Annotated in this window: 12 protein-coding genes; 9 read left to right on the forward strand and 3 right to left on the reverse strand. The window is 70.6% G+C overall.

From position 1 onward, the window contains the following. Positions 1-515 precede the first annotated feature (515 nt). Positions 516-2033 carry a glutamate-cysteine ligase family protein gene (locus H293_RS0140400; protein ID WP_020123466.1) on the forward strand — a complete coding sequence of 506 codons (1518 nt, stop codon included), beginning with the start codon at positions 516-518 and terminating at the stop codon, positions 2031-2033. Between the two features lie 21 nt (positions 2034-2054). Here the strand turns inward: H293_RS0140400 and H293_RS0140405 are convergent, their stop codons facing one another. Beyond that, positions 2055-3833, reverse strand: a complete 1779-nt coding sequence (locus H293_RS0140405) for a substrate-binding and VWA domain-containing protein (protein ID WP_028808614.1) — start codon at positions 3831-3833, stop codon at positions 2055-2057. A gap of 183 nt (positions 3834-4016) precedes the next feature. On the opposite strand from H293_RS0140405, the gene H293_RS0140410 reads away from it, so the two are divergent. After that, on the forward strand, positions 4017-4817 hold the full coding sequence (locus H293_RS0140410) for a CPBP family intramembrane glutamic endopeptidase (RefSeq protein ID WP_028808615.1): 801 nt from the start codon (positions 4017-4019) through the stop codon (positions 4815-4817). On the opposite strand, the gene H293_RS0140415 is transcribed toward H293_RS0140410, so the two are convergent. After that, a complete protein-coding gene (locus tag H293_RS0140415) occupies positions 4818-5630 on the reverse strand; it encodes a PhzF family phenazine biosynthesis protein (protein WP_020123469.1) in 813 nt (270 codons plus the stop codon). A 176-nt stretch (positions 5631-5806) separates the two neighbouring features. On the opposite strand from H293_RS0140415, the gene H293_RS0140420 reads away from it, so the two are divergent. The 4 genes from H293_RS0140420 to H293_RS0140435 all read left to right on the forward strand — a co-directional run bounded on the left by H293_RS0140420 (position 5807) and on the right by H293_RS0140435 (position 10222). Next, the gene (locus H293_RS0140420) at positions 5807-6988 is read left to right on the forward strand and encodes an NAD(P)/FAD-dependent oxidoreductase (RefSeq protein ID WP_020123470.1); all 1182 of its coding nucleotides are present in this window, start codon (positions 5807-5809) and stop codon (positions 6986-6988) included. 32 nt (positions 6989-7020) lie between these two features. Continuing rightward, a complete protein-coding gene (locus H293_RS0140425; RefSeq protein ID WP_020123471.1) occupies positions 7021-7935 on the forward strand; it encodes an RNA polymerase sigma-70 factor in 915 nt (304 codons plus the stop codon). Positions 7936-8019: 84 nt separating this feature from the next. Further along, positions 8020-8910 (forward strand): alpha/beta hydrolase, encoded by an 891-nt coding sequence (locus H293_RS0140430; protein ID WP_020123472.1) that lies wholly within the window; start codon positions 8020-8022, stop codon positions 8908-8910. Between the two features lie 805 nt (positions 8911-9715). Then, on the forward strand, positions 9716-10222 hold the full coding sequence (locus tag H293_RS0140435; protein WP_020123473.1) for a DinB family protein: 507 nt from the start codon (positions 9716-9718) through the stop codon (positions 10220-10222). On the opposite strand, the gene H293_RS55820 is transcribed toward H293_RS0140435, so the two are convergent. Further along, a complete protein-coding gene (locus H293_RS55820; protein ID WP_397896132.1) occupies positions 10146-10679 on the reverse strand; it encodes a transposase in 534 nt (177 codons plus the stop codon). The two genes, H293_RS0140435 and H293_RS55820, sit on opposite strands and share 77 nt — an antisense overlap. A gap of 120 nt (positions 10680-10799) precedes the next feature. Here H293_RS55820 and H293_RS0140440 point away from each other — a divergent pair, with 120 nt between their 5' ends. From H293_RS0140440 to H293_RS51015, 3 genes are all read left to right on the forward strand, one after another. Continuing rightward, the gene (locus tag H293_RS0140440) at positions 10800-11240 is read left to right on the forward strand and encodes a hypothetical protein (protein ID WP_020123474.1); all 441 of its coding nucleotides are present in this window, start codon (positions 10800-10802) and stop codon (positions 11238-11240) included. A 134-nt stretch (positions 11241-11374) separates the two neighbouring features. Then, positions 11375-11761 (forward strand): FAD-dependent oxidoreductase, encoded by a 387-nt coding sequence (locus H293_RS55825; RefSeq protein ID WP_259294641.1) that lies wholly within the window; start codon positions 11375-11377, stop codon positions 11759-11761. A gap of 388 nt (positions 11762-12149) precedes the next feature. Beyond that, positions 12150-13202, forward strand: a complete 1053-nt coding sequence (locus tag H293_RS51015) for a pentapeptide repeat-containing protein (RefSeq protein WP_020123475.1) — start codon at positions 12150-12152, stop codon at positions 13200-13202. Positions 13203-13429: the final 227 nt, after the last annotated feature.

Genomic DNA, 13429 nt, shown 5'->3' on the forward strand with positions numbered 1-13429 from the left:
GCCTCTCATTCGACAGGCACGGTGGCACGAGGGCGGGGGCGGACGACGCTGTCAGCTCAGGGGGTCAGAGAGGCGTGGGCCGGGGTCCGGTGACGCAGGTGCGGGTGGGACTGCCGTACGTCACCTGACGGCAGGATCCAGGACCGCGGGTGCCAACCCTCTGCCTTGTTCGCGGAGTTTATACGACATGTGTTCAGTCGATGTTTCGTCTAGCCGTTTCCGCTGTATCGGGCAAGGGCGCATTCGGTCGGCGATACGCGAGAATCATCCCGATACCGCGGCTGCTTCGCGCCGGTGACCTCGGGGAATGTTCGGGAAGCGGTCGGCCAATTCTCGTCGGCGTTTTTCACGAGTTCTTCGGGGCACTCGAAACTGCTGACAGCCCCATGCCGAAGGAATGTGCCACCGGTCACATCCGACAGCGTAGCGGGCTCGGGGCCGCGGCGGGACGTTATCGATCGGTCCGACTGGGCATCATCCCACCTGACTCATGACGCAGCGAGGAGGGACCCTTCATGGGGGAGAAGGTCGTGGCAGGCCAGTTCGACCTGTCCGATCGCCAGCGCTACCGCGACAAGCTCCGCAGGTGCCTGACGGGGCTGGAGCGGCTTCTGGCGGAGCAGCGGTTCGATCGCCCCAAGAACCTGATGGGTCTGGAGATCGAATTGAATCTGGTCGGCACCGACGGTATGCCGAAAATGCTGAATGGAGAGGTACTGGAACGCATCGCAAGCCGAGATTTCCAAACAGAACTCGCCATGTTCAACCTGGAAGTCAACATAGCCCCACACCGGCTGGGCGGGCGGGTATTCGACCGGCTCGCGGAGGAACTCCGTACCTCGCTGGCATATGCCGACCGTAAAGCGGGCGAGCTCGACGCGGGAATCGTCATGATCGGCATCCTGCCGACCCTGGACCGGGACGACCTGGTCTCCTCCAACCTGTCCGACGTCGACCGCTACACCCTGCTCAACGACCAGATCGTGGCCGCCCGCGGCGAGGACTTCGTCCTGGACATCGACGGCGTGGAACGCCTCACCTGCACCTCGAAGTCCATCGCCCCGGAGGCCGCCTGCACCTCGGTGCAACTGCACCTCCAGGTCACCCCGGGGCGCTTCGCCGACGTGTGGAACGCCGCGCAAGCGGTGGCCGGCGTACAGATCGCCGTCGGCGCCAACTCGCCCTTCCTCTTCGGCCGCGAGCTGTGGCGCGAGTCCCGGCCGCCGCTCTTCCAGCAGTCCACGGACACCCGCCCGCCGGAACTCCAGACCCAGGGAGTGCGGCCGCGCACCTGGTTCGGGGAGCGGTGGATCTCCTCGGCGTACGACCTCTTCGAGGAGAACCTGCGCTACTTCCCGGCCCTGCTGCCGATCTGCGACGACGAGGACCCGCTGAAGGTGCTCGACGAGGGCGGGGTGCCCTCGCTCGCCGAACTCGTCCTGCACAACGGCACGGTGTACCGCTGGAACCGGCCCGTCTACGACATCGCCGACGGCGTCCCGCACCTGCGCGTCGAGAACCGTGTGCTGCCCGCGGGACCCACCATCACCGACGTCATCGCCAACGCGGCCTTCTACTACGGCCTCGTCCGCGCCCTCGCCGAGGAGTCGCGCCCGGTGTGGACCCGGATGCCCTTCGAGGCGGCAGCGGCCAACTTCGACGCGGCCTGCCGGCACGGCATCGACGCGCGCATGACCTGGCCCCGGCGCGGCCGGTACGGCGGCACGGTCGAGGTCGACGCGGTGAGCCTCGTACGGGACGAACTGCTGCCGCTGGCCGAGGCCGGGCTCGCGGCGTGGGGCGTCGAGCCCGCCGACCGGGACCTGTACCTCGGGGTGATCGAGGAGCGGTGCCGGCGCCGGGCCAACGGTGCCTCCTGGCAGGCGGCGACGTTCCACCGGGCACTGGAGGCGGGACTGTCGCGGGACGCGGCGCTGGCGGCCACGACACGGCGATACGGCGAGCTGATGCGCACGGGAGAGCCGGTGCACACCTGGCCGGTGGGGCTGCCGGAGCCGGCGCCGCTGGGATGAGGGGCGTCGGCGGGCGCCGGGTCAGCCGCCGCTGCCGCCCTGGGCGCCCGCGGCCACGATCGCCTTCAGGATCACCGTGTGGATCTGGGCCGGGTCGTTGACCTGCTGGCCGGAGCCGCCGGTGGCCTCGGCGAGCTGTTCGGCCTCCGCGCGGTCGGCATCGGGGCCCACCGCGATCACGATCAGGGGGACCGGGCGGGTGGGGCTGGAGAGCTTCTCCAGTTGGGAGAGCAACGCCCCGCGCGAAATGCTGCCGGGGTCCTGGTTGACCCCGTCGGTCAGCACCACCAGCGCGTTGAACTTCCCCTCGGCGTAGGAGGAGGTCGCCGCCTTGTACGCGGCGAGCGTGGTGTCGTACAGCCCCGTCGCGCCGCCAGGCACCGGCTCCAGGCCGCCGAACGCCGCCGACAGCCGCTCCCGCTGGGTGGTGCCCGCGGCCGTGCTGTCGCCCAGCCGGTCCGTCGGCACGAGGATCTTGTAGTCCTTGTCGCCGTCCAGCTCGGTGGAGAACTCCCACAGGCCGATCTCGTCCTCCTGGGTGAAGGTGGCGAGGGCCTGGAGGAGGGACGCCTTGGTGACGTCCATGCGGGAGCGGCCGGTGCCCGGCACGGGCTCCGACATGGAGGCGGAGGCGTCCACGACCGTGGTGATCCGCGCGCTCTGGACGGTGATCGTCCAGGTGCCGAGGGCCTCCTGGAGCGCGGTCGCGGAGGCGGGCTCACCGGCCGCCGCCGCGTACGGCTGGGGCGCCCGGCCGCCGGCCTTCGCGACCAGTGCGGAGGACACCCGGTCGTCGGAGGTCCTGAACCCCCGGTCCGTCAGCAGCTGTTCCTGCTCGGGCTTGCGCAGATACGTCATGAAGCGGATCGCCGCCCGGCTCTCGTCCGTGCTCAGCCGTGTCTCGTCGACCAGCGCGTACGGGTAGTCCAGCCGCGGCGAGCCGTCCTTGGGGTAGAAGAAGTCCAGATCGTCCCCGGACTCCGCCGAGGAGTTGTGCGCGAAGGCCGCCTGCTCGGACACGACCAGCGCCTGGTTGCGCTTCGGATTGCCCTGCTCGGTGCCCGAGGAGTCCCGCGGCAGCGTCTCGACGAGCTGGTCGTCGCTGTCGGAGATGCGCTGCGAGAGCGACTTCATCATCGCCGCGGCCTGCGTCGCCCCGCCCTTGACCTGGCCCGCCGCACTGCTGAGCTGGGTCAGGGCGAGCAGCCCGGACGCGCTGCGCGCGGGGTCGGCGGCGCCCAACTTCAGGGAGTCGTCCCGCAGGGTGGCGCCCGCCAGTTCGAGCCAGCCGTACGTCTTCTGCGGCCAGCCCAGCGACTTCGCGGCGGTCGGCACCATCGCCATCCCGACCGGACTGGAGGCCACGTTGCCCACGCGGGCCACCTTCGTCGCGCCCGCGTCCGCGGAGAGCTGCTCCAGCCACACGTCCGAGTCCGGCACCCACACCTGCGCCCCGGGGTCCTTGCCGGCCCCGAGTGTGTCCCTGACCTTGTACGACTCACGCGCGGTCACCGAGATGTCGAGGCAGCGCCCGTCGGAGGTGAGGTTCTCGTCGTGGGCCCGCCCGGCCGCGGCGCGCAGGGCGGGGGCCACGTCGGGGGAGGCGGCGACCTCGAGCCGTACCGCCTCGTCCCGGCAGGAGGAGCCGAAGGAGAGCAGACCGCCCTGGACGGCGGCGGCCGTACCGCCGGCGACGGCCAGGACGAGCACGGTCGCGAGGGCCACGGTGCGGCGGCGGGTGCGTGGACGGGGGTCGCTGCCGCCCGCCCCATACTGATCGGGCAAGCTGTGACGTCCCATGACGGTGGTGCCCTCCCCTGATCCTCGTGCCCGCACAGCCTTGGCGGCAGGAGGGAGGGAGGCACGCCCCCGTACGGCGTCCGTCCCCCCGACGGCCTTGCGCACGATCTTCGTAACTTCTTTCGAAGGACCCTAGCGGGGCGGGGATACGGATGAGGCTGGATTACTCAACTGGAGGCAGGTGTGCAGGCGGAGGAAGGGGCAGTGGCCGATTCTTTTCCGCAGATGGCGCTCTCACGGAAGTTCTTCCGTGACGAGACGCTGCTCGTTCTGGGGCTTTCGCTCGGTGCGAGCGGTGTGTCCGCGCTGATCAGTTTTGTCGGATCGGTCACCAAGCCAGGGGGTCTCAAGGACCAGGCGGCGACCCTCAACGCCTCGGCCGCGCCCGGCCGTCCCTGGCTGGATCTCGCCTGGCAGCTCTTCGGGATCGCGTCGGCCCTGGTGCCCGTGGCCCTGGTCGCGCACTTCCTCCTGCGGGAGGGGCAGAGCCTGCGGACGCTCGGCTTCGACCGCACCCGGCCCGGCCCCGACCTCGCCCGCGGGGCCGGGATCGCGGCGGTGATCGGCAGCACCGGAATCGCCTTCTACCTCGCCGCACGCGGCCTGGGCTTCAACCTCACCGTGGTGCCCGAGGCACTGCCCGACGTGTGGTGGAAGTACCCCGTGCTGATCCTGTCGGCGATGCAGAACGCGATCCTCGAAGAGGTGATCGTCGTCGGCTATCTGCTGCGCCGGCTGAACCAGTTGGGCTGGACCCCGGGCACCGCCCTGGTGGCCAGTTCCGTACTGCGCGGTAGCTACCACCTCTACCAGGGCATCGGCGGCTTCCTCGGCAACATGGTCATGGGCGCGGTGTTCGTCTACCTGTACCGGCGGTGGGGCAGGGTGGGCCCCCTGGTGGTGGCGCATTCCCTGCTCGACATCGGGGCGTTCGTGGGCTACGCGCTGCTCGCGGGGAAGGTGGGCTGGCTGCCGACCGCGTGATCAGGCGAGCAGCTCGCCCTCGATCACCGTGACCGCACGTCCGGTCAACAGGGTCCGCTCGCCGCGCAGCCCGGTGCGGACCCGGCCGGAGCGGGGCGAGGCCTGCAGTCCGGTGAGATCCGTACGGCCGAGCCGCTCCGCCCAGTAGGGCGCCAGGGCGGTGTGGGCGCTGCCGGTGACCGGGTCCTCGTCGATGCCGACGTTCGGGAAGAAGCAGCGGGAGACGAAGTCGTAGCCCAGGTCCGGGTTCTCGGCGCGGGCGGTGGCGATGATCCCGCGCTCGGAGTAGGCGGCCAGGGCCTTGAGGTCGGGGCGCAGGGCGTGGACGGTCTTCTCGTCGACCAGTTCGAGCAGCAGGTCACCGATGTTCGGACCGGTGTCGAAGGCCGTCAGCGGCTCGGCGCCCAGCGCCTCGGCGACCCCCTCGGGAAGCGCGACCGGCGTCAGCGGGGCGGTCGGGAAGTCCAGGGTGATCGAACCGTCCCCGCCGGGCGTGGCGACGAGGACACCGCTGCGGGTCGCGAACCGCACCGGGCCCCGGTGGGCGCCGGTGCCGTGCAGGACGTGGGCCGTGGCGAGCGTGGCGTGCCCGCACATGTTCACCTCGGTGGCGGGCGTGAACCACCGCAGCGCCCAGTCGGCCTCGCCGCCCGCGGGAAGCCGGTGGGCGAAGGCCGTCTCGGCGTGGTTGACCTCCAGGGCGATGCTCTGGAGCCGGTCGTCGTCCGGGAAAGCGTCGTCCAGGAGCAGGACCCCGGCCGGGTTGCCGGCGAAGGGGCGGTCGGTGAAGGCGTCGACGATTCGGATGCGCATGCGCCGACGGTACGGCGTGATCTCGCGGCCGGGACAAGGCCAATCGGAGGTCGCTGGACCGATTTCCCACCACCTGAAAGTGATCTGCGTCACAGACTGTCACAGCGTCCGCCCACCCGGTGTCTTGAGGCCGAACCCCTTGAGACGGGCGAACCCCTTGCGACGGAGGAGACACCATGAGCACCGAAGTCCTCGTGATCGGCGGCGGATACGCGGGCGTCATGGCGGCCAACCGCCTGACACAGCGCGACGACGTGACGGTGACCCTGATCAACCCGCGCCCGGACTTCGTCGAGCGGATCCGGCTGCACCAGCTGGTCGGCGGCTCCCACGACGCGGTGGTCCCGTACCGCAAGGTCCTCGCCGAGCGGGTGCGCCTGGTCGTCGGCACCGTGACCGAGATCGACGCGGCCGGGCGCGGCGTGACGCTGGCGACCGGCGACACGCTCGGCTACGACTACCTGGTCTACGCGGTGGGCAGCGGCAGCGCCGACCCCGACGTGCCGGGAGCGGCCGAGTTCGCCCACCCGATCGCCACCCTGGAGGACGCGAGGCGACTGCGGCCCGTCGTCGACGCCGCGCCCTCGACGGCACCGGTGACGGTGGTGGGAGCCGGCCCGGCCGGTATCGAGACCGCAGCCGAACTGGCGGAGGAGGGGCGCGCGGTGACCCTGGTCTGCGGTGGCGTGCTCGGCCCGTACCTGCACCCGCGGGGCCGGCTCTCGGTCACGCGGCGCCTGGCCCGGCTCGGGGTGACCGTCCTCGAAGGCCCCGGCACCCGGGTGACGGCCGTGGCTCGCGACGCCGTACGGCTCGACGACGATCGCGAGCTGCGGAGCGAGGTGACCATCTGGACCGCGGGATTCGGCGTGCCTGACCTTGCCGCGCGCAGCGGGCTGAGCACCGATGCCCTGGGGCGCCTGCGCACCGACGAGACCCTGACCAGCGTGGACGACGAGCGCATCGTCGCGGCCGGCGACTCGGCCGCGCCGTCGGACCTGCCGTACCGGATGGGCTGCCAGTCCGCGGTACAGCTGGGCCCGCAGGCCGCGCAGACCGTGCTCAGCCGGATCGCGGGCGAGCGGCCCGCCACCGTCGACGTGGGGTTCGCCGGCCAGTGCATCAGCCTGGGCCGACGCGTCGGCATCTTCCAGCTCGCGCGCAAGGACGACACCGCGATCAGCCTCTACCTCGGCGGTTTCCTGGGTGCCAGGATCAAGGAGATCATCTGCCGGAGCACCGTCTGGCAGCTCGGCTACGAGGCGCGCAGGCCCGGTGTCCGCACCTGGTGGGCCAAGGACGCCAGGCGCCGGCAGAAGCTGACCGAGGTGCCGGTCACCGCCGGACAGGCGGCCTGAGCCGCGCGCTGCGACGGGGGAGGGACCCACACATGAGCGAGCACCCCACCGACCCGGCGACCGAGACGTTCGTCGCCCACCGCAACCTGCTCTTCACGGTCGCCTACGAGATGCTCGGGTCGGCGGCCGACGCGGAGGACGTCCTCCAGGAGACCTGGCTGCGGTGGATCAAGGTCGACCTCGGGCAGGTCCAGGACCGGCGCGCCTATCTGGTCCGCATCACGACCCGGCAGGCCCTCAACCGGCTGCGCACCCTGACCCGCCGCAAGGAGGCGTACGTAGGGCCCTGGCTGCCCGAGCCGCTGCTCACCGCACCGGACGTGGCCGAGGACGTCGAGCTGTCCGAGAGTCTGTCGATGGCGCTGATGTGCGTCCTGGAGACCCTGTCGCCGACCGAGCGTGCCGTGTTCGTGCTGCGGGAGGTCTTCGACGTCGACTACGACGAGATCGCGGCCGCCGTGGAGAAAAGCCCCGACGCGGTGCGCCAGATCGCCCACCGGGCCCGCCGCCACGTCGACGCCCGGCGGCCCCGCAGGACGGCGTCGGCCGGTGAGGCACGGGCGGCGGTGGAGTCGTTCCGGCGCGCGCTGGAGACCGGGGACCTCCAGGGGCTGCTCGACGTGCTCGCCCCCGACGTCGTCCTGGTCAGCGACGGCGGCGGCGTCAAGCAGGCCGCGCTGCGTCCGATCGTCAGCGCCGACAAGGTGGCCCGCTTCATCGCGGGCGGTATCGCCAAGTTCACCGTCACCCTCACCGGCGAGGCCACCGAGGTCAACGGCAGCCCGGCGCTCGTCCTGCGGGTGAACGGCGAGATCGACGGCGTTCTCGCGGTCCGCGTCGAGGACGGCCGTATCACCGGCCTGTACTACGTCCGCAATCCGCAGAAGCTGACCCGGGTCGCGTCGAGGACTCCGCTGACGCTCCGGTCGGTGCCGACGGCGGAGTGAGAGTCCGCCCATTGCGCTCCCGACGGCGAGCATCCATTATCAGGATTCCTGTTATTTTAATCTTGTAGCGATGGGTGCTCAGCCATGTCGTTCAGCTCCGGAACCAAGGCCAGGGGGATCCAGCTCCTGTTTGGCCCCATGATGTCCCGTGTACACAAGGACCTGCGCTTCACCGACATCCCGGCGCGCACCGAGACCCTTCGGGTGGAGACCGGTGCCGGGCCGGTGACGTGCACCGTCTACCGTCCGCCGGCCACCACCGCCACCCCCGCCCCCGTGTACGTCAACTTCCACGGCGGCGGGTTCGTGGTCGCCCGCCCCGAGCAGGACGACCACATCTGCCGCTACATCGCCGCCACGGCCGGCTGCGTCGTCATCAACGTCGACTACGCAGTTGCGCCGCAGCGGCCGTACCCCGCGCCCGTCACCCAGGCCTACGACGTCACGGCCTGGGTCGCCGAGAACGGCGCCGCCGGCGGCTGGGACGGTTCGCGGCTCGCCGTGGGCGGACACAGCGCCGGGGCCAATCTGACCGCCGCGGTGTGCCGCCTGGCCAGGGAGCGCGGCACCTTCTCGCCCCTGCTCCAGATCCTCGACTCGGCACCGCTGGACCAGCTCGCCGACCCGGCCACCAAGCGGTCCCTCGTGGCCAAGCCGCTGCTCACCCCGCAGCTCATGCGGATCTTCACCGCCGCCTACGTCCCCGACCCCGCCGACCTCACGCACCCCCTCGTCTCGCCCGCCCTCGCCGACGATCTCGCCGGACTTCCGCCCGCCCTGGTCGTCACCGCGGAGAACGACCGCCTGCGCGAGGAGGGGGATGCCTACGCCAAGGCCCTGGAGGCCGCCGGTGTCCCGGTCACCCACCGCGTCTTCCAGGGGGTCGACCACTACTTCACCCACACCGGCCCGGTGGCGGCCGGAAAGGAAGCCATCGACCTGATGGCCGGCGCGCTGCGCGAGGCCCTTAAGTGACCGTCCCGTCCCGACGACGTCAGCCCTGATCGTGCCGCTGACCTGTGGAGAGGTGCGCGTCTCGGGAAGGCCCCGCAGAGAGCGCGCGAGCTCGCAGACGGGCCGTGCCTGGGCGCGGGCGTCGATCCCCAGCAGGGCGGCGAGGTCCGTCACCGGGCGCGGGGCCAGCTCCTTGCGACCGGAGCCGATCACCCCCTTCCTGGGGCAGCGAGCGGACCGGCCGCAGGAGGTCACGGCGTTCCGCCGCCGGGAGACGCGGGCGGCACGGGCGAGAGGCGCGCCCGGCAGCCGGACCGGACCCGGCCACCGAGGCTGTCACCGTGCTCTTCACCCGGGGTTGCAGCCGTGGCGTCCAGCGGCGCCATGTCGTCCGGGACCGCCCGTCGAGCGTGGACGAACAGGTCGAGCATGGCGGCCCCCCTTCCTTGCGTAGGTCTCCGGCGCGACGTCGGTGTCGACGGTGGGGAAGCCCGGCGCGGGCGCCGGCCACCGGAGCAGCTCCGCACCGGGGTCGTCTCCCGCGAGCACCGCACGGACCTCGCCTCCGCCCAGCCCGGCTCGGTCGGCCAGGTCATGCCGTCCGAGGCCTCTGTGGTCCAGCAGCCGCGCCGGCATCGCGCCGAAGCCGGGGTGCTCCGTCCTGCCCGCAGGCCGGAAACCAGGGCCTGTCCGGCGGATCATGCCGGGCGCCCGCCGGCGCCGAATCGCTGTAGCGGCCAGCCGGGCAAGGAGCCGGAGTGGAGCAAGTCGGGGCTGTCGTTAAATACCTCGACGCAGGTCGTGGTGATCGGGGACGCTTCGCTCGATGACCAGAATCGACGACACGCCGCCCGCGTGGGACGAGCGCACCCAGCTCACCACGTTTCTCGACTACACACGTGACACCGCCCGCGCCAAGTGCGATGGCGTCTCTGCGGAGAACGCCCGCAAGTCGCTCCTGCCGGGCTCACCGCTGATGACCATGAGCGGAGTGATCAACCACCTCCGCTGGGTCGAGTACTACTGGTTCCAAGTGGTCTTCATCGGCGAGGAGGACCGGGGCCCCTGGACCGAGGAGGACCCCGACCGCGAGATGCGTATCGCCGTCGACTTCCCGCTCCCGCAGTTGCTCGACGAATACGCCGAACAGAGCGCCCGCTATCGCGAACTGGTCGCCGGGACCGACCTGGACAAGCAGGCCCAGCGAGCGGGCCGCAACGGCCTCCACGTCGATCTGCGCTGGATCCTCCTCCACCTCACCGAGGAGACAGCCCGCCACAACGGCCACCTGGACATCCTGCGCGAGATGCTCGACGGCACGACCGGCGACTAGATCCGGCGGAGAGCATGGGCGGAGCCGGAGCCGGAGCCGGAGCCGGAGTCGGATCGCGGCGACGGTGCCGTGGAAGGGATCGTCTTCTCGAAGCCTGCGGGTCGGCCGGCCTTGCTGCTCCTTCGTTGGCGGTTGGCCCGCTGGTTCTCCGGCTCGGGGAGGGTGTGCTTGGTCTGGCGTCGTCGCAGGCAGTGGCGGTTGCGGCGGGAGGATTACGCCTAATAGGCATGTGCGTTGGCCGGTTGGACCGGTCGGCAGGGGCCAGGACGGCCGCGAAGATCCCATCCCGGGTTCCGTCCGCCGACCAACGTCCGGGCCGTTCGCACACCGTCTTCCGTGGACCGAAACGCGCAGGTGCATCCCGCCATGGCCCCCCAGTGCGGAGTCGGTACAGGGTCTCGTCGATGATCGTGCCGCGGCCGGCCCATCGGCCGCCGCGCTGCTCGGACTTCGGCAGCCGCGACGGTCACATGATCCGCCGGACAGGCCCAAGTCACCGGACCTGGTCATGCCCGACCTCTCGACCTGTTGCGACAACGTGGTCGACGCGGTCACCCCTGGCTCGTAGCCTCTCGCTGTGATCGACACGACCGAGGCCGACGGCGCTTTCCAGAACCGGTGTGCGCACGCTGCGCGCAGTCTCGCGCCGGGCGTCGGCCATGTCATCCACCGCATCGCGTTCGACGCCTTCCCCGAGGCCGACTCACTGGAGATCACTCTCCGTGCGGGGCCGCACAAGCCCGACGTCGTGATCTCGCTCGCCGGCGTGCGTTACGTCTCGGTCGCCAAGGACTCCGGCCTCGAGGGGTTCGTCGACGAGATCTCCCTGGTCCACCTGCCGCGGACGCCGTACCCCTGGCCCGCCGAAACCGCCGACATGGTCGGCCGGTTCGGCGGATTGCCCGAGCTCGCGTGGCTGAGGATCGTCGGTCCCGTCGAGGTGGATGTCGTCGCGTCGATCGTCACCGTCTACTCGGCCATGAGCGACGACGAGGCCGCCGCGGACCGGATCGCCTGAGGAACGGGGGGCGAGGGCATGCTGGGCGGTGGGATTTGGGCCGCGACCCCGGGAGGGGGCCGTTGGTGAGCGTCGGGTGCGCGCAGCGGTCTGAACGCGTTGCTGTCATCGGAGCGGGCGTTCTCGGAGCCAGTGTGGGCTGGAACCTGTCTCGCCACGGGGCCAAGGTGGTCCTCATCGACGCCGGCCAACCAGGCGAAGGTGTCACCAACTGGTCTTTCTCGTGGGTCAACGCCAGCAACAAGACCGGGCGCAGGTCCTACTTCGACCTGAACGTCGCGGGCAAGGCGGCGTATCGGGAGCTTGCGGAGACCATCGGGCCGGACTCATGGCGGCATCCCAGCGGCCGGCCGCGGTGGGTCCCGACGAGGCATGGCTGCACGGACGGCAACTCGTCGGCCGCCTGGTCGACCGAGCCGTTGCGTCCGGCGCCGAACGCAGGGCCTATGGAAGTTAGTCGTCGGCACGGTGCTGACCTATGTGGTCCGGATTGGGTGAGACGCGCGGACTCGGTTCGTTGAGACAGACCGCATCTGTCCGACGGACTCGCCGAGATCCGCACCAGGGAGTCACCCAACGTGCGTCAGTTGTGCAAACGGTGAGCGGGCTGCCGGCTGGTGGGCGCACAGTGGGTTCATGACAACGGGGGGCACACCACGGCCGGGGGCGCGGCGTGCGCAGATCCAGCGCATCGCCGGGCGGAGGAGGCAACCGCGGAGGACGCCGGTCGGCTCCCCACTCGGTGCCCGGCAGCGCGGTCAGCGCGCAGGGGCGACGGGGCGGCCCCGTACGCTCACCGGGTCGGTCGCCGCCGGTGATCCGCGTCCAGGCGCGGCGCACAGCGGTGCCGGACCCGAGCGCATCAACTGGTGGGTCCGTCTGGAACGCTCCCTCGGCCTGCTCGCCACGATGGCGTCCCTCGCCGTTGCCGCCTTCGCATGGGTGTCGATCAAACAGGTCGGTCATGAGCAGGCCATCGCCCGGGAGGGGCAGATAACCGACCGCTACAACGCGGCCGTCGGCAACCTCGGCGATGACTCCGAGGACGTGCGCCTGGGTGGCATCTACGCCCTGCAGCGCATCATGCAGGACTCCCCACGCGATCAGCACACCGTGGTCGAGGTCCTCTCCGCCTACATTCGCGCGCACGCGCCGAAACCGAAGAAGGGCGCTGCCGTCCTGGACCGTATGACCAGGGACGCGGCGGCAGCCCTCTCGGTGCTGTGTGTCAGGGACGGCCGGCAGGACGGTACGGCCGTCGTAGACCTTGAGGGAACGTATCTCCCTCACGTCAACCTCAACGGTGCCGACCTGCGCGGTGCGAATCTGAGCCACACCGACGTGCGCGACGCGTCCGTCAACGGTGCGGACCTGAGCGGCGCCGATCTGAGTCAAGCCCGGCTGAGCGATATGGAGGCCCAGCATTTGGTCATGCGCCGAGCGAATCTGTTCCATGCGGTCCTGCGGAATGTCAGTGTGAGCCAGGTGGACTTGAGCGACGCGTCGCTCATGGCCGCGGACCTGCGGGACGCCTACCTGGATGCTGCGGACCTGCGTCGCGCCAACCTGCTGGGAACGGATCTGCGTGGTGCGTTCCTGCCCGTGGCGGACCTGCGGCAAGCCGAGGTCTTCGCGGATCTGCGGGGCGCCTACCTGGGAGGTGCGGACCTGCGCAAAGCGTTCATGAACAAAGTGGACCTGCGCGATGCGACGCTGGGCTCCGCCGACCTCAGCGGAGCCGATATCACCGAGGCCGATCTGCGAGGTGCTGATCTGACCCGGTCCTCGATGGGAGGGCGCACCAGTGATATTCCGGACAGGACGACCAAAGTCACCGTGCAGCAGCTACTGTCCGCGAAAATCGACGCGGCCACCCGGCTGCCGGCCCGGCTCGCAGCAGACCCACGCGTGAAGAAGGCGATGGCAGGTCCGACACGGGCCCACGCCTCTGTCCATGGGTGACGGCTCTTCATTTGAGACAGGACACTCGGGTTCGCCTGAGACCGCGTCGATGGGTGTCGGCGTGCCGTATCCGCCGACGCCGCTGGTTGATTCCCAGGTCGGCAGCTTGCTTCGGCTGGCAGGATCGGCGCCATGTCGATGGATGGGTTAGTGGTCCGAGCCCGTGAGCTCTGGGAAGGCCTGGCCCTAGTGCCCGTGTCGTTCGCCCCGTCGGGCGGTGTGAACGT

Origin of the sequence: Streptomyces canus 299MFChir4.1 (assembly GCF_000383615.1) — a bacterium.
In the GTDB taxonomy this organism is placed as follows: Bacteria; Actinomycetota; Actinomycetes; order Streptomycetales; family Streptomycetaceae; genus Streptomyces; species Streptomyces canus_C.

Excerpts from the sequence above, each read along its gene's own strand:
- H293_RS0140400 (WP_020123466.1), top strand. The coding sequence starts at position 516 with ATGGGGGAGAAGGTCGTGGCAGGCCAGTTCGACCTGTCCGATCGCCAG.
- H293_RS0140415 (WP_020123469.1), bottom strand. The coding sequence starts at position 5,630 with ATGCGCATCCGAATCGTCGACGCCTTCACCGACCGCCCCTTCGCCGGC.
- H293_RS0140405 (WP_028808614.1), bottom strand. The coding sequence starts at position 3,833 with ATGGGACGTCACAGCTTGCCCGATCAGTATGGGGCGGGCGGCAGCGAC.
- H293_RS0140430 (WP_020123472.1), top strand. The coding sequence starts at position 8,020 with ATGTCGTTCAGCTCCGGAACCAAGGCCAGGGGGATCCAGCTCCTGTTT.
- H293_RS51015 (WP_020123475.1), top strand. The coding sequence starts at position 12,150 with ATGGCGTCCCTCGCCGTTGCCGCCTTCGCATGGGTGTCGATCAAACAG.
- H293_RS0140425 (WP_020123471.1), top strand. The coding sequence starts at position 7,021 with ATGAGCGAGCACCCCACCGACCCGGCGACCGAGACGTTCGTCGCCCAC.
- H293_RS0140435 (WP_020123473.1), top strand. The coding sequence starts at position 9,716 with ATGACCAGAATCGACGACACGCCGCCCGCGTGGGACGAGCGCACCCAG.
- H293_RS0140420 (WP_020123470.1), top strand. The coding sequence starts at position 5,807 with ATGAGCACCGAAGTCCTCGTGATCGGCGGCGGATACGCGGGCGTCATG.